Raw genomic sequence first — 18,266 nt, 5'->3', positions numbered from 1 at the left:
TTGTTTATACGAGACAGGCTGGGGCGTGTCGCCGACGCGGGGTGCAATCGTCGTCGACACGCCCATGCAGGTGCCCCACACGGCCCAGGCGCGGGCGCGCGCCGCGCCTTCGTGGAACGTGTTGGCGATGATCGCGAGCGCCGAGGTCAGCAGCATCGCGGCGCCGACGCCCTTCGCCGCGCGGGCGAGATTCAGCGCCGCCGCCGAGGGCGCGAGCCCGCAGCCAAGCGACGCGAGCATGAAGACGCCCAGCCCGGCAATCAGCATGGTCTTGCGGCCGACGCGGTCGGCCAGCGCGCCGGCCGGCAGCAGGCAGGCGGCGAACGCGACCATATAGGCGCTCACGACCCATTCGATGTCGGCGAAACCGGCGTGGAAATCGCGCGCGATGGAAGGCAGCGCCACCGCGACGACGTTGGTATCGAGCGTAATGAGCGCACAGGTCGCCGATGCGGTCAGCAGGACGAAACGGGGATTACGGATCGTGTCGGACATGGACGGTGCAGTGAGGCCAGATTCCCGACGATGCTAAAGGCGGCAGTGTTTCCTGTCATTGACATAGAATCTCGACTTAATTACTGAATTGTTAAATAGAAACATGGCTGTCGAATTGCGTCACGTGCGCTGTTTCCTGAGTGTTGCCCGGCATCTGCACTTTGCGCGCGCCGCCGAGGAACTCGGCATCGCGCCGCCCGCGCTCACCAAGCAGATCCAGGAAGCCGAGCGCCTGCTCGGCGCGAGGCTGTTTCACCGCACCAAGCGTTCGGTCGCGCTGACGGCCGCCGGCGAGGCTTATCTCGGCGAAGCCGAGAGTGCGCTGGCGCATCTCGCGCGCGGCGCCGAACGGGCCGCGCTCGCGGAACGCGGCGAACTGGGGCGGATCGTCGTCGGGTACGTGGGCTCGGCCGTCTACGCAGGCGTGCTGCCCGCCGCCGTGCGCGGGTTTCGCGAGCGCTTTCCGCTCGTGGAGATCGGCATCGAGGAGATCGTCATGCGCGAGGCGGGCGCGCTGCTGCTCGAAGGACGCATCGACGTCGCCTATGTGCGCCCGCCCGTGCCCTGGCCCGAAGGCGTGGATCTGCGCACGGTGCATCGCGATACCTTCCTCGTCGCCCTGCCCGCCGATTCGCCGCTCGCCGCCTTTTCCGTCATTGCGCCCGCGCAGCTGAAGGATCAGTCGTTCGTCGTGCCGGAACAGGAGTCCGGCACGCTCGACGTGGCGCGGCGCGGACGCTTCACGGCACGCGTCGTCGCCCAGCCGGGTACGCTCGCGGCCGTGCTCGCGCACGTGTCGCTCGGCGGCGACGTCGCGGTCGTGCCGCGCTCGCTGGCGCAATGCATGGTGGTGCCGGGAGTCGAGTATCGGGAGATCGCGGGCAAGCCGGTACCTTCCGAAGTCGCGATGATGTACAGGCGCTTTGAACGGGCGCCCGCCGTCAAGGCGTATCTGGACTTCACCGCTCAGCCGTAGCGGCTTGCTTCAGAAGCGCGGCATGAGGTCGTCGAACGCCTGTTGGTAGGCTCGCGCGAGGGTCGCCGCGTGTTGGGCGAGGGCCTCGCGGTCGGACTTCAGGGCTTCCAGCATCGCGTCGCACAGGTCTTCGACAGGCTCGACGCCCACGTTGGCTTCGTCCCACGCGGACGCGTACGCGCGCTGCTTTTCGGCTTCTCCGTGACGGATGTTCATGCGCGGCAAGCCATACGCCATCGCGATGATGCGGCCATGCAGGCTGCTGCCCGCGTAGCCTTCGCTCAGCGCGATCAGCGCGCAGATATCCCACACATCCAGCGACGCGAAGATTTTCACCGTCCGGCAGTTCATATGGCGGACGGTCCGCTCATAGACCGCGAGATCGTCGTGCCAAGGCGCCGCGCCCGCGCGGAACAACACGATGCCCCTGCCGCACGCCTCGGCCAGCCGGTCCAGTTGCCGGGCGATGCGGGCCAGCGTGGCGTCGTCGCCGAAATCCGTGCTGAACTGCGCGGTGAGATAACCCTGCGGCAACGCGACCCGCAGCGCGGCCACCTCGCCGCGCTTCGCGTGCGCCTGAATGCGCTCGTCAAACAGCGCCGCGAGCAACGAAACCGGATCCGGAATGAGGCGCGCCTCGATGCCCGCCTGGCGCAAGGCGGCTTGCGTCTGCGCGTCGCGCACGGCGAGCGCATCGGCGCTGCGGAGCTTGTCGAGCACTTCAACGCGCAGGGCGGGCGCGAGCGCATCGAGCTTCACGCCGCCGACTGCATTGCAGACGATCGACGCGGCGTGCGAAAACGTCTCGCGCCCGACCACGTAGGGCGCGCAAGCATCGATGCCGAGCATGGAGCGCACCCACGCGCGACGCTCGTCGTCCCGCGCTTCGAAGCGCGCGATGCAGCGCTGCGTGTCGCCCGCCTCCGTCAGCATGACGGCGGCCTGCCAGGCGTCGCAGGTGAGCAGCTCGCCGCCGGCGTGAATCACGGTCACGGGCTCGTCGCGCCAGCGCGCGGCTACCTCGGCGAGCGCCGTCACGCTGTGACCGCCGCAGTCACGCAGATCGCGCTGTGCGAGTCCGGCGAACACGAGTTCCATCGCGGGCATGCGCTGCGTCAGCAGCCGCGCGACGACATGGGCGAACAGCATGTCGCCGGCGTTGTGACGATCGAAGGCGCCGAACAGAATGGCTCGTTTCATGGTCCTGTCGATGGGAGCATCCCGGATGCCAGGCGCTCACGTACGCCTAACTCTCGACACGCACACTGCCCTCACACGTTGCATGACAGAGGGAATCATGAAGATCGAACCGACAGCCGTCGCCGCGGGATCCTTGCTCGCCGAACCGTCGAATCGCGAAGTCCAGCCCGATGAAACGACGCGCGACACTTTCCCTCCGGCGGATGCGATGCGCTACGAAGACCTGCTGCCCTGGCTGCTCCTGCCGATGGCCGGTGCATACTGAAGCGCTCGCTTCATACACGATGGCGCTGCCTGCCGACTCCCCCACGAACACCGTCGCGCACGAATGACGCAAAAAGCCAGGCGGAGCGTCTCACCGACGCCCCGCCTGGCTTTTCTCATTCGCCCGCTCCAGCCGGCGTCAGCTCGTCACGCGCGTGATCCCGCCGCTCGACAACAGCCGGACCCGTTCTCCGGCATAGAACGTCTGGCCATCGGCCGCCTGCGTGATCGCGCGCAGCTCGCCGTTATCCAGACGCACGGTGATTTCCAGCCCCTTCTCCTGTTCCACGCGGTTCTCGACCTTGTCGCCCGCGACCGCGCCCGCAATGCCGCCGATCACCCCCGCCAGCAGCGACCCGTGCCCTTCGCCGATCGCGCTGCCCGCCACCGCGCCGAGCGCGCCGCCGCCGAGCGCGCCGAGCAAGCCCGTGTGGCCATCGTTATTGTCGATGGTCACGCCGCGCACGCTTTCCACGGTCGCCATCCGCACTGTCTGTTCGCGCTGGGTCTGCATGCTGTCGTAGATATCGGCGGAACTGCCCATCGAGGCGCAACCGCTCATCCCCACGGTGCACACCAGCGCCATTGCACACACTGCGATAGTCGACTTGTTCATTTCTCACTCCTCACTCAGGCAATGTCTTGTTGGGATCGGCCCGTGTCGTGAAGCCCCGGTGCCATGGAAGATATCCTAAGGACGCTGAATGAGTTGCAAATGAGGCCACGCGCCGCGCTTGACCTGCTTGATTGAAGCGCTTATACAGGACACTCATTGCCCGCGACCGGAGTCTTTAATGAAAAGAACCGCGATTCCCCTCGTGCTTTGCGCAGCGGCCCTCGCCGCCTGCTCCACCGACAGCGCCGCGCCGCCGCCGCCCGGCACCGTCACCACCACCTTCTCCTCCGGCGGCGTCTACAAGGGCTCGCTGGCGGGCAGCGCCGCCGAGGCCACGCTCCTGATGCTCTTCGACGGCACCGCGTATCTTTTCTACGGCGGCGCGGGCGGCACGGGTCTCGCCGGCGTCGCGGTGGCCGCGCACGGCACCCAGACCAGCGACGGACGTTTCACCAGTTCCTCCGCGTTCGACTATCGGCTGGGCACGCAGGCGGCGTCGCCCGTCACCTTCAACGCGGATTTCGCGCATGCGCCCTCGGTCAACGGCAACGTAGTGAACCGTGACGGCAGCGCAAGCCTTGTCTACGCGGCGCGCGCCATACCGATCCTCGATGTCGCCCCGACCCGCGCCAACGCGGGCGGCCTCTACAGCGGGCGCGGCATGTCGCTCGGCGGAGCGACGCAGACCCGCATCACCGTCGCCGGCGACGGCTATCTCGCCGGCACGACCACCAGCGGCTGCATCTTCCGAGGCACGACCGCACCCCATGAGGGCGCGAATGCCTATGACGTCTCGGTGACCTTCGGCCCCGCGCCCTGCCCGTTGCCGGACGCCACCGTGACCGGCAATGCGATTCTCGACGGCGCGCGGCTGCTGGTCGCGTTGCCGAGCCCGGACCGCTCGGACGTGTTTCTCTTCGACGGCCGGAAATAGAGGCCGCAGGCGTCGCTCACCGTTCGAACGAGCGATGGGTTTCAGCAGTGAGTTTCACCGCAGGCAGCGTCGTGGCGTTCGCGTCCAGTTGCTTCCAGGCTGCGCGCTCCGCCGAGAGTAGTCGTGATGTTCAAGGCACCATCCAAAAGCTGTTTTCGCTTTGCATGGATCCGGCCGATGGCGCAGGACGCCGAAGCCGATCGACAACATCCAGGAGACAACCCGATGAACGCAACGCTCAAGCTCGTGCCGTCCGCCGTCGCCGCCCTGTTTGCCTGCCTGCCGCTCGCGCACGCGGCGCAGGACAACGTCAATGCGCTGTCCAATTTCCGTCAGACCGGCACGTCGGCGCCGGCGGAAACCATTCCCCAGTCCGGCCAGACCGCCGACGCGCTGCGCAAGAACCTCGAACAGATCAAGCTGCCGCCCGGCTTCAAGATCGAGCTGTACGCGGTGGTGCCGGAAGCGCGCGCGATGGCGATCGAGCCGTCGACGGGCGTTGTGTTCGTCGGCACGCGCAAGAACCGCGTGTGGCAGGTCACTGACCGGACGCACCAGCGCGTGGCCAGCGATGTCGCCCAGTTCGCGTCATCGGTGACGTTCAAGGTGCCCAACGGCGTGTGTTTCTCGCCCGACGGCGTGCTTTACGTGGTCGAGCAGAACCGGGTGCTTGGCTTTCCCGCGGCGCAGTTCTTCGGCGAAGGCGGACCGGACGTCGCGGCGGCGGTGGTCGTCCCGCAAGGCAAGCTCATCCCGACGCAGTTCGAAAGCTTCAATCACGGCGCCCGCTACTGCCGCGTGGGCCCTGACAAGAAGCTGTACATCGCGCTCGGCCAGCCGTGGAACGTGCCGCCGAAGGACAAGCTCGCCGACCTCGACCGCAACGGACTGGCCGGCATCATCCGCCTGGATCAGGACGGCAAGAACCGCGAAACCTATGCGCATGGCGTGCGGAATTCGGTCGGTCTCGACTTCAACCCGAAGGACAAGACGCTCTGGTTCACGGACAACCAGGTCGATGGCATGGGCGACGACATTCCGCCCGGCGAACTCAATCACGCGACCAAGGCGGGCGAAACCTTCGGTTTCCCGTGGTATGGCGGCGGCAAGGTCCGCACGGTGGAGTACAAGGATCAGAATCCGCCGGCGGGCGTCGTGTTTCCGCAGGTCGAGTTCGCGGCGCATGCCGCCGACCTCGGCATGTCGTTCTACAACGGCAAGATGTTCCCGCAGAAGTACCAGGGCGGCATCTTCGATGCCGAGCACGGTTCGTGGAACCGCACCAAGCCGATCGGCGCGCGCATCATGTTCGTTCCGATCAAGGACGACGGCACGGCGGGCGAGGCGGAAGTCTTCGCGGAAGGCTGGCTCACGCCGAGCGGCGAGTACATGGGCCGTCCGGTCGACGTGCAAACGCTGCAGGACGGCTCGCTGCTCGTGTCGGACGACTATGCGGGCGCGATCTACCGCATCTCCTACACGGGTGCGAAGTGAACCGGGCGCCGAGGGCCGCGTTGCTGGCAGGCGTACTGATGGCGCTTTCGCATCCGTCGTTCGCCGCTGGCGACATCAAGGCGGGACGCGCGAAGGCGGCGCAGTGCGCGGCGTGCCATGGGATCGACGGCATGTCGAAGCTGCCCGAGGCGCCGAACCTCGCGGGCCAGACCGAGGATTATCTCGTGAAGGCGCTCAATGACTTTCGGTCAGGCGAGCGCAAGAACGAGATGATGACGATGATGGCCAAGCCCTTGTCCGACGCGGACGTGGCCAATCTCGCGGCCTATTACCACAGTCTCGGAAAGCCCTGACGGCCGCTTCCGCCGAAATTTTTCTCGCTTGGGGGTTGACGTGAGTACTTAAGGGTTTATACTTACCCCTGTCTCCTCCATGTCTCAACCGATGTGGATTCAAGCCCGCTCACTGAAGCGGGCTTTTTTTTCGCCTGCTTTGGCCTGCGCGTCGGGGCCTCGTACATCGCCTCGGCGCCTTGATCCAGATCCACGCGATCCCCTCGCGAAACACTCATTCCGCAAAATCGAACGATTTGACATATTGAGATAGTTAAGCATTTCATGGTTTCAGGGATGAGATGTACGCCGGACGGTCAAGAGCAATGATATCGATCGTTCGGTAATTCGAAAATCGAGTCTCGTATTTCCCGATCGAACTCCACATTTGCGCATACGCCGTTCAACGCACGCTGAAACTCCGCTTGCGGAAGAAAAAGTTCCGTCTTTATGCTTGTCATGCGCGTGACAGACACTTCTGCTTGCGCAAAACGTCTTGCCGCATAATCCGTAAATACGGTGACCACAAGTCATGTCGGCATGTAATTCACTCTCGGCATTGCTCAGGAGTTTTGGAAACCAATGAAGAACCTGCTTCCTCAAATCATAAAAGCTGCATCGCTATTCGGTCTGATTACGCTCAATCTGACTGCCAGTGGCAGCGTACCCGTGTTGAATGTCGAGAACGATCCCTGGTTTTACGGCGGCGGGGCATTCGATAATCTGTCTGCTTATAGTGGCGTGCCCGCTGTCACCAATAATTATTCGTGGACGTCCGCGGACAATTCGAAAACCATCAGCTACGCGATGACGACCGGTCATCAGCTTGTTACGGTGGCAGGCAAGACCAACAACATTTCGGCGGCCATGGCGTATCGCGCCTATACGCAGTCCGGCCCAAGCATTCCCGCCAATCGCCCAGTGACGTTTGTTTATAATGGCGGCCCCGGCAGTGCCTTTGCTTATCTTCAGTCAGCGTATGCGCCTCAAGCACCGGTTCTGACCATGCCGAATCAGAGCACCGGTCCTTTTTCGGTGGCAAATAACTGGTACGACAACAACCCGAACAGCATCATCAATGACACGGATCTGGTATTCATCGACCCAGTAGGAACCACCTATTCGACAGCCATTGCGCCTGCACAAAATCAGAATTTCTGGAATTCCGATGTCGACGGCAGATCCATCGCGGCATTTATCAGCTCTTATCTGACTGCGACCGGCAGAACGAATGCACCGGTTTATCTGATGGGGGAATCATACGGAACAGCTCGCTCCGCGATTACCGCAAACATTCTCGTGAATCAGTACCCTCAGATCGATCTGAAAGGTGTTGTGCTTCTCAGTGCCATTCTGAGTGGAACGAACGCTCTCTTCTCCATGACCGGCATGCTTCCGACCCTGGCGGCCGACGCCTATGCCAATAACAGGGTCAACTGGTCGGCACTCGGGGTCAATCCCGCATCGCCACCCTCGCTTACGGATTATCTCGCTCAAGTCGAGGCCTATGCGAATTCAACGATTCTGCCATTCGAAACGGCGACTCGTCTGCCGCAGGTTCTCTCGTACTTTTATTCTCTGCTTGGCGTCGATCTGGGCGTGATTAATTGGGTAAACCTTACCACCGCCCAGCAATCCCTGCTAGCCAACATGACTTCCGGCGCTTTTTCGACGAACGGCGTTCTGAATACGGCGGAGCTTGCGAATCAGATCGTCGCATTGCAAAACAAGGCGCCAGTCAATGTGGCTGGAGCCATCTCTGACTATCAAAATCTGATTGCCCAGCTCAACCTCGCTCATTCGACGCGTACGAATCTCACGTATCCCGATAACATCAAGTCCAGTGTCGCAGCGTATGCGGGAATCGACCCGTCGATGGTCTCATCAACATCCAGCGCCAGGAGCGCTGTGACGGGTTCCGCGTATCACAATAGTCTCGGTCAGATCGTGTATCTCGGCCAGTACGATGGCCGCGTCACGTCGACAACGGCACCTGATCAGACCCAGTTTGGCAACGACGATCCGACCATTCGGATGATCGACCCAATCGTCAGCTGGAGTTGGTCCAACCTTAATACGCTGGGCGGATACAACCCGAATGCGCTTAATACCACAAGCCTTTCGAACAGCGCCATCTTTCCTCTGTGGGATTGGACTCACGTACAGCCTGATAGTCAGATCACCTATTCCGAGGAGACTTCCGATGCCATCAAGGATCTCCGCTCCGCAATGACGATCAAGCCGAACCTCCGTGTATATCAGGGGAATGGCTATTTCGATTCAGTCACGCCCTTTTACTCCACCACGCTGACGTATGCGCAGAACTTCGCCGATACACAAGGTCAGGCGCTTCTGCAACGAGTAACGTTCCAGAATTTCGCTTCCGGACACATGCTTTATTCGACGCCTTCCGTTGGAACCGCGATGAAGGCGCAACTTGACGCGTTCTATTCCGCAAACTGATTTCCATGAAATCCGTGGCCTCGATCAACACTCGTTGTCGAGGCCGCTTTCTCGAAGAAGGTTTTCGATGCGCTACAGACTTTTCGCTCTTGTTTCAATCGCCTGTCTATTGGCGGTTGCTGTCTTTGTGATCAGGAACGCCCATCAATCGGCGCCGAGCCAGGCTGCGGTCCCGATCCAGCCGCAAACCTCGACAGGCCAGGTCAGGGAAGCCGTCATCCCGAACCCGTCCGCAGAAGAGCGTTCCGAAGAGGCCAAGTCCAGACTCGCCGATCAGGCCGCCGCCGATTTCAAAAGCGCGCTGGTAGCCAAGTACGGCAGTTCGGTGCTTCAGCGCTGATCGCAAAAAGCGCCTGCCTCGGCACCCAACAGGCTGCCGAGGCGGCTTGGAAACTCCCAGGCTCTTCGGCCTCGATTCTTGATAGTTGCTTGTTGGTCTCCCCAGCGCGTCCTTCACGGCGGTTTTGGGGTTCCTGCACCGCGACTGGCCCCGGTCGCGGCTTATCCACAGATCGGGTGGACAACTCGTTGGATATCGTTGTTATTACTTCCTCAACCCGTTGATTCCAAACTACTTACGAGCGACGCCCGGCAAACGCGCCCCGTGCACGCGCCGGACTCAGTCAGCGGCAGGCAGACACGACGCAAGCATCGCGTCGATCCGCTTCGCCTCCATGCTGAAAAGCGATTGCGGCGTAAAGGCGTTCAATTCGTCGGAGGCGGAGCGCGGCAATGCCGTCGCGATGGTGGCCGCCGCGACGAGCGCGACGATCATCGACAGTAACCAGAAGAAAGCGGCCATTGCGCACCTCGTCAGATGAGTCTCTTCGAATCCGCGCTTGCAGGTCAGCGCGTGATGTGAAGAGTACGGTCATGGGGCGCGGCGCACGACCCCACGGACGAGGGGACTTGAAGGAGGGTTTACGGGCGAAGCTTCGGCGACGCAACGGTCGATACGTCCTGAGCCTGCGCGGCGGCTTCCTGCGCGCGCAGCGCGCGGACAAAGCCTTCGCGTTCGCTCAAACGCTTCCAGTAGTCCGCGATGGGCGGCGCAAAGCGCTCGCTCAAGCCGATGAGCTCGGCCAGCATCAGCGCGTAACCCACGGAGATATCGGCGGCCGTGAAACGCCCGGCGCACAGCCAGGGCTGCTTTTCCAGCAACGGCGCCAGCGTGCGAAGGCGCGCGTGGAACCAGCGCGCGTAATCCTCGACGATCTGCGGCTGCCTGCGCTCCGGCGGCTCCAGATGCGTATAGCGCAAGACGAGCGTCTGGGGAAACGTCAGCGTGGCCTCACCGAAATGCAGGAAGTTGAGATAGCGGCCGAAGTCGCGCTCATGCGAAGCGACATCCAGCACGCCAGGCGAATGACGCGCGGCCAGATACTGGCAGATCGCCGCCGACTCGGTCATGAAAACGCCCTCGTCTTCGAGCGCCGGAATCGTGCCGAGCGGATTCACTTCCATAAATGCGCGCGCCAGCACGCGCGGCGGAAACGGCAACATCTTCAGTTCGTAGGGCACGCCGATTTCTTCCAGCGCCCACAGCGGCCGGAACGACCGCGCGCTCACGCAATGATGCAGCTTGATCATGTGCGCTCCATCGGTTCAGCCCAGCCACGACGGCTTGCGCTTCTCCAGGAAGCTGCGCACGCCTTCGCGTCCTTCGTCGGATGCGCGGATGCGCGCGATGCGTTCGGCCGTCTCGCCGATCAGCGCGTCGTCGATCTCCGTGCCCGCGAGATCGGTGACGAGTTGCTTGCATTCGCGCACGGCGTTCGGGCTGTTCGCGACGATGGCTGACGCAATGGCCTCGACGCGAGCATCGAGTTGTTCGGCTTCGACCGCTTCATGCACGAACCCGAGCCGCAGTGCTTCGGCGGCGTCGAAGCGCTCCGCCGTCACGAAGTAGCGATGCGCCGCGCGCGCGCCCATCGCACGGATCACGTACGGCGCGATGGTCGCGGGCATCAGGCCGAGCCTGGCTTCCGAAAGGCAGAACTGCGCCGTGCTCGCCGCAATCGCGATATCGCACACCGCGACGAGTCCCATGCCGCCGGCGTAGGCATCGCCCTGTACGCGCGCGATGACGGGCTTTGGGCACGCGTAGACCGTGTTGAGCATGGTGGCGAGGCCCAGTGCATCGGCGCGATTTTCCGCCTCCGAATAGCCTGCCATGCGCTTCATCCAGTTGAGATCGGCGCCCGCGCAGAAGGCCGGACCATTCGCCGCGAGCACGATGACGCGCACGTTCGGATCGTCGCCGAGCGCGCGGAAGGCCGCCGTCAGTTCGACGATGGTGGCGTCATCGAAGGCATTGCGCACGTCCGGGCGATCCAGTGTCACACGCGCCACGTGTCCTTCGACTCCCAGCTTCAGACGCTGAAGATTCGCTGCATCGGTCATATCTCGTCTCCCTGCTTCGCTTGAATTGAGCTTTGCTCAATTTTTACCGGGTTGCTTTCGTTGCACCTGATTCAGTGTCGGCCAAAACAGTTGAAACGGTCAACTCATATCTTTGAGCGACACTCACAAAGCGGCGCGACATCGGGCATGCGCCGGCACCCATGCGCGTCATGTCATGAAGCCAACATGCGCCTACGCAATATAGTCGTATATATTACGGTGCTCGCCGAACCACGCGGCCACACGCTTCGCGGCCTTGCACGCGCCGTCCACAGTCGATCCATAACCAGAATTTCAACTCGATTCAAGGAGTCTCACGTGAAGATTCGAATTCTCCGCGCCCTCATTGGTGCGTTCGTTCCGCTCGCTGCCGGTATCGCTGCTACGTCAGCGCTGGCGGGTGAAGTGAAGGTCGCGGTCGCGGCCAACTTCACGGCGCCGGTGCAGGCCATCGCCGCGGACTTCGAAAAGGATACGGGCAACAAGGTGGTGGCGTCGTTCGGCGCGACGGGTCAGTTCTATGCGCAGATCAAGAACGGCGCGCCCTTCGAAGTGTTCCTCGCCGCCGACGACTCCACGCCCGCCAAGCTCGAAACCGAAGGCGCGACTGTGCCCGGCAGCCGTTTCACCTATGCGACGGGCGCGCTCGCGCTGTGGTCCGCGAAAGACGGCTACGTGGACGACAAGGGCGACGTGCTGAAGAAGAACGCCTTCACGCACATCGCGATTGCCAATCCGAAGGCCGCGCCCTACGGCCTCGCTGCCTATCAGACGCTCGACAAGCTCGGCCTGACGGCCGAACTCAAGCCGAAGGTCGTCGAAGGTCAGAACATTTCGCAGACGCAGCAGTTCGTTGCGAGCGGCAACGCGGAACTGGGTTTCGTCGCGCTGTCGCAGATCTACAAGAACGGCAAGATCACCAGCGGCTCGGCGTGGATCGTGCCCGCGAATCTGCATGAGCCGATCAAGCAGGACGCCGTGATCCTCGAGAAGGGCAAGGACAATCCGGTCGCGAAGCAGTTCATCGAATACCTGAAGGGACCGAAGGCCGCTGAAGTGATCAAGTCCTTCGGCTACCAGCTGTAATTCCGCCGATGCCGCTCGACAGCAGCGACCTCCAGGCCATCACGCTGACGCTCGAACTGGCGTCGCTGACGACGGCGCTGCTGCTCGTCGTCGGCACGCCGATCGCGTGGTGGCTCACGCGAACGCGCTCGCGGCTGAAGGGCATCGTGGCCGCCGTGGTGGCGCTGCCGCTGGTGTTGCCGCCGACGGTCATCGGCTTCTATCTGCTGCTGGTGATGGGCCCGCACGGCACGGTCGGCAAGCTGACGCAGGCGCTCGGCATCGGCTTGCTGCCGTTCACGTTCGCGGGGCTGGTGGTCGGCTCGGTGATCTATTCGCTGCCCTTCGTCGTGCAGCCGCTGCAGAACGCGTTCGAAGCCATGGGCCGCCGGCCGCTCGAAGCCGCCGCGACCCTGCGCGCCGGCCCGTGGGACAGCTTCTTCACGGTGGCGTTGCCGCTCGCGCGTCCGGGCATCGTCACGGCGACGATCCTCGGCTTCGCGCATACGGTCGGCGAATTCGGCGTCGTGCTGATGATCGGCGGCAACATTCCGGGGCAGACGCGCGTGGTGTCCGTGCAGATCTTCGACCACGTCGAAGCGCTCGAGTACGCCCAGGCGAACTGGCTGGCGGGCGGCATGGTGGTATTCTCGTTCGTCGTTCTTCTGCTGCTCTATTTCGGCCGACGGTCCTTCGCGGCGCATGTCTGAACTCACTTCCGCCATCGAGGCGCGCTTTCTCGTTGAACAGAGCGGCTTCACGCTCGACCTCGATCTCGCACTGCCCGGCCGCGGCGTCACCGCGATCTTCGGCCATTCCGGCTCCGGCAAGACCACCTTGCTGCGCTGTCTCGCGGGACTGGCGCGTCCGCGCACGGGCAAGCTGGTCGTCAACGGCGAAGTCTGGCTCGACACCGATCGCAATGTTTTCCTGCCCACCCACAAGCGTCCGCTTGGCTACATATTCCAGGAAGCGAGCCTCTTTCCGCATCTGAGCGTAACGAAGAATCTGCGTTATGGACTTGATCGGGTGAAACCGGCCGAACGGCGCGTCGATCTCGCGCAGGCAGCCGAACTGCTGGGCATCGGGCATTTGCTGGAACGGATGCCGTCGGGATTGTCGGGCGGCGAACGCCAGCGCGTGGGCATCGCGCGCGCGTTGCTGACGAGTCCGCGCCTGCTGCTGCTCGACGAACCGCTCGCGTCGCTCGACCAGAAGCGCAAGCTCGAAATCCTGCCGTATCTCGAACGTCTGCACGACGAGCTCGATATCCCGATGCTCTACGTCAGTCACGCGCCGGAAGAAGTGGCGCGGCTCGCCGATCATCTCGTGCTGCTGGAAGCGGGACGCGCGGTGGCGAGCGGACCGATTGCGCAAACGCTCGCGCGCCTGGACTTGCCGCTCGCGCTCGCCGATGACGCATCGGTCGTGCTCGAAGGCGTCGTCGCCGGTCATGACAGCGCATATGGCCTGCTGACGATCGCGCTGCCGGCTTCAACCGCGAAGCTGACCGTGGTGCATGCGCCGCTGCCCGACGGCAAGCCGATGCGCATCACCGTAAAGGCGCGCGACGTAAGCCTCGTCACCGGCCCGCACGACGAGTCGCGCAGCAGCGTGCTGAACGTGCTGCCCGCGACGGTCTTCGGCATCGCGGACGACGCGCATCCCTCGCAGGCCGTCGTGCGTCTCGATGTGGACGGCTCGCCGCTGCTCGCGCGCGTGACGCGCTATTCGCTGGACCGGCTGGGTATCGTCACGGGCATGCGCGTGTGGGCGCAGGTGAAGGCGGTATCGCTACTTGCCTGAACGCGCGTTCAGCGCCGCGTATTGCACCAGCATGATGGTCTTGCCATCCATGATTTCGCCGCTCGCGATCATCTCCAGCGCCTGCGCCAACGGCACCTCGATCGTCTCGATTTCCTCGCCCTCTTCCTCGACGCCGCCGCCCGCCGACACGCGCATCGAACTGTCGTAGTCGCCGAGATAGAAGTACAGCTTCTCGGTCACCGATCCCGGGCTCATGAACGCCTCGAAGACCTTTTCGACGTGCCGCACGCGATAGCCCGTCTCCTCCTCCACTTCGGCGCGGATGCGCTCTTCCGGAGATGCATCGTCGAGCAGCCCGCCCGGCGTCTCGATCAGCATGCCGTCGTGTCCGTTGACGAACGCGGGCATGCGGAACTGGCGCGTCAGCAGCACGTTGCCGGTCTGGGGGTCGTGCAGAAGAATCGTGGCGCCGTTGCCGCGATCGTAGGTTTCGCGGTTCTGGCGCTGCCACGTGCCGTCGCGGCGCAGGAAATCGAAGGTGACTTTCCTGAGCACATACCAGTCGTCCGACAGGACAGCGGTATTCACGATGCGGACGCGGTCTTTCGTTTCGATTGCTTCCATTCGGCTCTCCCATTCGACGATTGAGTCAGCGCATGGTATCGTGCAGTTTCGTGCAATATCAAGAAAATTCACGCAACCGATGTTGACCAGCCAACGCAAGAAAGCCATTCTCGACGCCCTGAAACGCGACGGCCAGGTGCTCGCCACCGAACTGAGCGCGAGCTTCGGCGTCTCCGAAGACACCGTGCGGCGCGACTTGCGCGAACTCGCCACGGAAGGACTGCTGCAGCGCGTACACGGCGGCGCGCTGCCGGCGTCGCCGGCCGTTGCGTCGTTCGCACGGCGGGAGAACATGGAGTCCGATGCCAAACGGCGCATCGCGCGCCGGGCCGCGGAGATGATCGCGCCGGGACAGGTCGTCATCATCGACGGCGGCACGACCTCCGCGCTGCTCGTGCGCCAGCTTCCGGACACGCTCAACGCAACCATCGTCACGCATAGCCCGAGCGTCGCGGTGGCGCTCGCCGAACATCCGGCGGTGGAAGTCTTGTTGATCGGCGGCAGGCTTTACAAGCATTCCATCGTCACCGTCGGCGCGGCGGCTGTCGAAGCCATGTCGCATATTCACGCCGACCTCTACTTCATGGGCGTCACCGGCGTCCATCCCACGGCCGGCCTCACGACCGGAGATTTCGAGGAAGCCCACATCAAGCGCGCGCTCGCGGCGCGAGCGGCGGAAACGGTGGTGCTGGCGTCGGCGGCGAAATTGAACGCGGCATCGGCTTACCGGATCGGCGGCATCGAGCTTGCGCAGACCCTCATCGTGGAAAGCGCGGCTGAAGCGAAGCTGACGGAACCCATCGAACAGGCCGGCGTCACCGTGCTGCGCGCCTGATATCGCAGGGCATTGTTTCTCGGCCGCGTTACAGCGTAACAAGCCGAAAAATACGTTCGTGGCCGTGTAATTGAGTTTTCGCGATAAAGGGAATAGCGTAGAAAGATGCGCTGCACGCGGTCAACAGCCAGACGTCGATATCCGTTGTACCTGGCAGATCAGCGAACATTTTTCCTGGAGAAGGTCGTGAATCGCCTCAAGGCTTTTATCGCGTTGTCGCTCGTGGCGAGTGCCGGCGTTGCCGCCAATGCTCATGCGTGGGGCCGCGTCGGCGTGTGGATTGGCGGTCCCGCTTATTACCCGTACCCGGTGGCGCCCGCGCCGTATTACTACTATCCGCCGCCGCCCGTCTACGTTGCGCCGGTCGCGCCTCCCGCACCGGTGCAGTATGTCGAACAGGGCCAGCCAGCCGCCGATCCGGGCGCGCCCGCCCAGCAGCCCGGCATGTGGTACTACTGCGACCCGGCGAAGGCGTACTACCCCTACGTCAAGCGCTGCTCCGCACCGTGGCATCCGGTTCCGGCCACGCCGTCATCTGCGAACTGATGCGGCGCACGTGCTGCTGACATCGTCAATCTCAGGAATCTGCAAGCATCCATGAACATCACCAGGCTCGCCCTGCTCTCCGCGGCACTCGGCCTTTCGGCCTGCACCGTGATGCCCACCGGTCCCAGCGTGATGGCGCTGCCGGGCAGCAACAAGACCTTCGACCAGTTCCGCGCCGATGACGCCTCGTGCCGTCAGTTCGCGCTCCAGCAAACCGGCGGCGTGGACGCCAATCAGGCGGCGACCACCAGCGCGGTAGGCAGCGCAGTTGTCGGCACCGCGATCGGCGCGGCGGCGGGCGCGGCGTTCGGCGGCGGCGGGGGCGCGGCCATCGGCGCCGGTGCGGGTCTGCTGACGGGCAGCGCCTTCGGCCTGGGAGCATCGCAGACATCCGGCTACAACGTGCAGCAACGCTACGACTATTCCTATCTGCAATGCATGTATGCAGCGGGCGACCGGGTTCCCGTGCGCGGCGCCATCAGCACGATCCAGCAACAGCAGCCTGCGGGCGCGGCCTACACCACGCCACCTCCGCCGCCGCCCCCGCCGGGATGGCAGCCGCCGCCGGGGTCTTACTAGACTGTCGACCATCCCGTTTCACCGCCGCCAGCGCCAGCCCTTGCCGCCGGCACTGAGCGGCGTGTCGGGCACAAAACCCGGCGCGACCAGCAGCCCCGTCACCCAGCCGACGTAGAACCGCGCGTCGCTCCAGAACTCCAGCCAGTCGTAGACCCGAAACGCCTGCACGTGCGCAAGCCACAGCACGAGTTGCAGCACGCCGCTCAACACGAGCCAGGTGACGGCGATCACGCCGGTCGCCCGCGCGCAGCGTCGGAAGGTGGTCGCGTCCCATTGCTCCCGCACGATGACGCACCCTGCGATCAACACGAAGATCGCCGGGATGAGGCTCGTCACGAGCACGTGCATATCCCATCCGCACACCACGCCCACGATCCCGCTGACCACCACCGCGATTGCCGCCACCGGCCACGCGAACCACGACGGCCCGCGCGCGACCAGCCACGCGACGGTGATGAAGAACGGCGTTACTGCCCATTGCACGGCCTGCGCGACGGCCTTGGCCAGGTTCTCCCCCGCCTGCGCGTTGCCGTGACTCGCCGCGACATACACGGTGATCGCCTCGTGCACGCACACCGCGACGACCGCAAAGCCGAGCGCCTCGCACGCGGCGAATGCCGGCGATTTCTCCGCGTGCTTCGGCTCGTCGCCGAGACTGCGCAGCCTCTCCAGCACGGGCTCGACGAAAAAGGCCAGGATTGCGCCGATCAGCAGCGCGGCGGCGGCATCGGTCAGCGAAAAATGGCCGAAGAGCGAGAACAACCCTTGCCACAGGAATTCGGGCGCGGCGGCGCAGACGGCGACCCATAGCGCGAAGAAGAACCCGTTCGAAACACGTCTGAGCGGCATGGCCACCTCGATGCGTCTTACTGCGCTGGCGGGGAAGCGTCCTTCACGCGCTGGATCAGCGCGGCGCGCACACGCTGGCGCAGATCCACGGGAATCGAAAAACATTCGTAAGCGAGCGCCTGCGCCACGGTCACGATCTTCATGTCTTCGTAATGCCGCCGGCTCTCGATCATCGCCTCGAACGCGTTGGCGCGCGCGTTGATCTCGATCGGATCGGCGTCGACCAGCAGAACGGCGTGAGCCAGCACGGCATAGAGCGGCGTGTCGTGACTGCTTTGCGGCACGCGGCGCCAGTATTGCGCGGTGCCGGCGATCTTGCGCGCATCGTCGCCGGGGCCCCACGCGAGATTGAAGCGGCCGTCGCAGAACGACCCTTCCACGGCCTGCCAGTGCGTCAGCACGCCGAGCGGCGTGAGCGCGTCGGCGAGCAGGCGGCACAGGTGTTCGTATATGCCTTCGGAGAGCGCACCCATCGGCAAGCGCACCGGATACGCGAGACTCAGGTTGAGAATGCCCGGTCCCTGCGGCACCAGTCCGCCGCCCGACAGGCGCAGCCACACGGGACAGCCGCGCCGGGCAAAAGCCTCGCGCGCATCGGCGAGCGCCGGATAGCGCTGATAACTGCGCGGCACGATCAGCGAAACGGGCGCCTCCCACACATGCGCGACGGCGTCGCCCGCGGCCGCGCGCGCGAGCAGCGCTTCTTCGGCGTGCAGCGGATCGTCGGAAGAAGCAGCGCCGGTGGAATCGATCAGTTCGAAGGACATGGAATCGATCTCGGAATGCGCCGCGAGCGACGCCATCCCGGCATGGTAGCCAATAACCGCGCGACACGGCGCCGCCCCGCCGGCAGCCTGCTCCGG

At 64.0% G+C, this 18,266-nt stretch carries 22 protein-coding genes; 13 read left to right on the top strand and 9 right to left on the bottom strand.

Annotation, left to right across the window (positions count from 1 at the left end):
• Positions 1-495 (bottom strand): MFS transporter (locus QCE69_RS21665; RefSeq protein ID WP_309932914.1); only part of this gene is annotated, 495 nt, incomplete at its 3' end.
• A 103-nt stretch (positions 496-598) separates the two neighbouring features.
• On the opposite strand from QCE69_RS21665, the gene QCE69_RS21660 reads away from it, so the two are divergent.
• Positions 599-1,471: a LysR family transcriptional regulator gene (locus QCE69_RS21660; protein WP_309932912.1), complete on the top strand. Its 873-nt coding sequence runs from the start codon at positions 599-601 to the stop codon at positions 1,469-1,471.
• A 9-nt stretch (positions 1,472-1,480) separates the two neighbouring features.
• Here QCE69_RS21660 and QCE69_RS21655 read toward each other — a convergent pair whose 3' ends face one another.
• On the bottom strand, positions 1,481-2,671 hold the full coding sequence (locus tag QCE69_RS21655) for a polysaccharide pyruvyl transferase family protein (protein WP_309932910.1): 1,191 nt from the start codon (positions 2,669-2,671) through the stop codon (positions 1,481-1,483).
• Positions 2,672-2,768: 97 nt separating this feature from the next.
• Here QCE69_RS21655 and QCE69_RS21650 point away from each other — a divergent pair, with 97 nt between their 5' ends.
• Positions 2,769-2,936 carry a hypothetical protein gene (locus tag QCE69_RS21650; RefSeq protein WP_309922999.1) on the top strand — a complete coding sequence of 56 codons (168 nt, stop codon included), beginning with the start codon at positions 2,769-2,771 and terminating at the stop codon, positions 2,934-2,936.
• A 138-nt stretch (positions 2,937-3,074) separates the two neighbouring features.
• Here QCE69_RS21650 and QCE69_RS21645 read toward each other — a convergent pair whose 3' ends face one another.
• Entirely contained in the window at positions 3,075-3,551 is a 477-nt protein-coding gene (locus QCE69_RS21645; RefSeq protein WP_309932908.1) for a glycine zipper 2TM domain-containing protein, read from the bottom strand.
• 178 nt (positions 3,552-3,729) lie between these two features.
• Here QCE69_RS21645 and QCE69_RS21640 point away from each other — a divergent pair, with 178 nt between their 5' ends.
• The 5 genes from QCE69_RS21640 (at position 3,730) to QCE69_RS21620 (ending at position 9,075) form a co-directional block, all read left to right on the top strand.
• Positions 3,730-4,485 (top strand): hypothetical protein, encoded by a 756-nt coding sequence (locus QCE69_RS21640; protein ID WP_309932906.1) that lies wholly within the window; start codon positions 3,730-3,732, stop codon positions 4,483-4,485.
• 225 nt (positions 4,486-4,710) lie between these two features.
• A complete protein-coding gene (locus tag QCE69_RS21635) occupies positions 4,711-5,979 on the top strand; it encodes a PQQ-dependent sugar dehydrogenase (RefSeq protein ID WP_309922994.1) in 1,269 nt (422 codons plus the stop codon).
• A 38-nt stretch (positions 5,980-6,017) separates the two neighbouring features.
• Positions 6,018-6,293, top strand: coding sequence for a cytochrome c (locus tag QCE69_RS21630; RefSeq protein ID WP_309934153.1), 276 nt, complete (start codon positions 6,018-6,020; stop codon positions 6,291-6,293).
• Between the two features lie 561 nt (positions 6,294-6,854).
• On the top strand, positions 6,855-8,735 hold the full coding sequence (locus QCE69_RS21625) for a hypothetical protein (RefSeq protein ID WP_309932904.1): 1,881 nt from the start codon (positions 6,855-6,857) through the stop codon (positions 8,733-8,735).
• Between the two features lie 67 nt (positions 8,736-8,802).
• Positions 8,803-9,075, top strand: coding sequence for a hypothetical protein (locus QCE69_RS21620; protein ID WP_309932903.1), 273 nt, complete (start codon positions 8,803-8,805; stop codon positions 9,073-9,075).
• A 279-nt stretch (positions 9,076-9,354) separates the two neighbouring features.
• Here QCE69_RS21620 and QCE69_RS21615 read toward each other — a convergent pair whose 3' ends face one another.
• From QCE69_RS21615 to QCE69_RS21605, 3 genes are all read right to left on the bottom strand, one after another.
• On the bottom strand, positions 9,355-9,510 hold the full coding sequence (locus tag QCE69_RS21615; RefSeq protein WP_309932901.1) for a hypothetical protein: 156 nt from the start codon (positions 9,508-9,510) through the stop codon (positions 9,355-9,357).
• A 146-nt stretch (positions 9,511-9,656) separates the two neighbouring features.
• The gene (locus QCE69_RS21610) at positions 9,657-10,325 is read right to left on the bottom strand and encodes a glutathione S-transferase family protein (RefSeq protein ID WP_309932900.1); all 669 of its coding nucleotides are present in this window, start codon (positions 10,323-10,325) and stop codon (positions 9,657-9,659) included.
• A 15-nt stretch (positions 10,326-10,340) separates the two neighbouring features.
• Positions 10,341-11,138: an enoyl-CoA hydratase/isomerase family protein gene (locus QCE69_RS21605; RefSeq protein WP_309932898.1), complete on the bottom strand. Its 798-nt coding sequence runs from the start codon at positions 11,136-11,138 to the stop codon at positions 10,341-10,343.
• 318 nt (positions 11,139-11,456) lie between these two features.
• Here QCE69_RS21605 and modA point away from each other — a divergent pair, with 318 nt between their 5' ends.
• Genes modA through modC form a run of 3 tightly spaced genes read left to right on the top strand, consistent with a single transcriptional unit; the run spans position 11,457 to position 14,009 of the window.
• Positions 11,457-12,224 carry a molybdate ABC transporter substrate-binding protein gene (gene modA / locus QCE69_RS21600; protein WP_309818153.1) on the top strand — a complete coding sequence of 256 codons (768 nt, stop codon included), beginning with the start codon at positions 11,457-11,459 and terminating at the stop codon, positions 12,222-12,224.
• Positions 12,225-12,232: 8 nt separating this feature from the next.
• Positions 12,233-12,913: a molybdate ABC transporter permease subunit gene (gene modB / locus QCE69_RS21595; RefSeq protein WP_309922983.1), complete on the top strand. Its 681-nt coding sequence runs from the start codon at positions 12,233-12,235 to the stop codon at positions 12,911-12,913.
• On the top strand, positions 12,906-14,009 hold the full coding sequence (gene modC / locus QCE69_RS21590) for a molybdenum ABC transporter ATP-binding protein (RefSeq protein WP_309932897.1): 1,104 nt from the start codon (positions 12,906-12,908) through the stop codon (positions 14,007-14,009). The genes modB and modC overlap by 8 nt, the downstream gene beginning before the upstream one ends.
• Here the strand turns inward: modC and QCE69_RS21585 are convergent.
• Positions 13,998-14,594, bottom strand: coding sequence for an NUDIX domain-containing protein (locus QCE69_RS21585; RefSeq protein ID WP_309922979.1), 597 nt, complete (start codon positions 14,592-14,594; stop codon positions 13,998-14,000). The two genes, modC and QCE69_RS21585, sit on opposite strands and share 12 nt — an antisense overlap.
• A 79-nt stretch (positions 14,595-14,673) precedes the next feature.
• On the opposite strand from QCE69_RS21585, the gene QCE69_RS21580 reads away from it, so the two are divergent.
• The 3 genes from QCE69_RS21580 (at position 14,674) to QCE69_RS21570 (ending at position 16,554) form a co-directional block, all read left to right on the top strand.
• The gene (locus QCE69_RS21580) at positions 14,674-15,429 is read left to right on the top strand and encodes a DeoR/GlpR family DNA-binding transcription regulator (RefSeq protein WP_309932896.1); all 756 of its coding nucleotides are present in this window, start codon (positions 14,674-14,676) and stop codon (positions 15,427-15,429) included.
• Between the two features lie 186 nt (positions 15,430-15,615).
• Positions 15,616-15,975 carry a hypothetical protein gene (locus QCE69_RS21575; RefSeq protein ID WP_309922975.1) on the top strand — a complete coding sequence of 120 codons (360 nt, stop codon included), beginning with the start codon at positions 15,616-15,618 and terminating at the stop codon, positions 15,973-15,975.
• Between the two features lie 51 nt (positions 15,976-16,026).
• Positions 16,027-16,554, top strand: a complete 528-nt coding sequence (locus tag QCE69_RS21570; RefSeq protein WP_309932895.1) for a hypothetical protein — start codon at positions 16,027-16,029, stop codon at positions 16,552-16,554.
• A gap of 18 nt (positions 16,555-16,572) precedes the next feature.
• Here QCE69_RS21570 and QCE69_RS21565 read toward each other — a convergent pair whose 3' ends face one another.
• The gene (locus QCE69_RS21565; RefSeq protein WP_309932894.1) at positions 16,573-17,403 is read right to left on the bottom strand and encodes a hypothetical protein; all 831 of its coding nucleotides are present in this window, start codon (positions 17,401-17,403) and stop codon (positions 16,573-16,575) included.
• 17 nt (positions 17,404-17,420) lie between these two features.
• A complete protein-coding gene (locus QCE69_RS21560; RefSeq protein ID WP_309932891.1) occupies positions 17,421-18,170 on the bottom strand; it encodes a lipoyl protein ligase domain-containing protein in 750 nt (249 codons plus the stop codon).
• Positions 18,171-18,266 lie beyond the last annotated feature (96 nt).

It is taken from the genome of Caballeronia sp. LZ032 (assembly GCF_031451315.1).
Taxonomy (GTDB): Bacteria; Pseudomonadota; Gammaproteobacteria; order Burkholderiales; family Burkholderiaceae; genus Caballeronia.
Note: the sequence above shows the minus strand (reverse complement) of the source record. Positions and strands in the feature narration are given on the sequence as shown.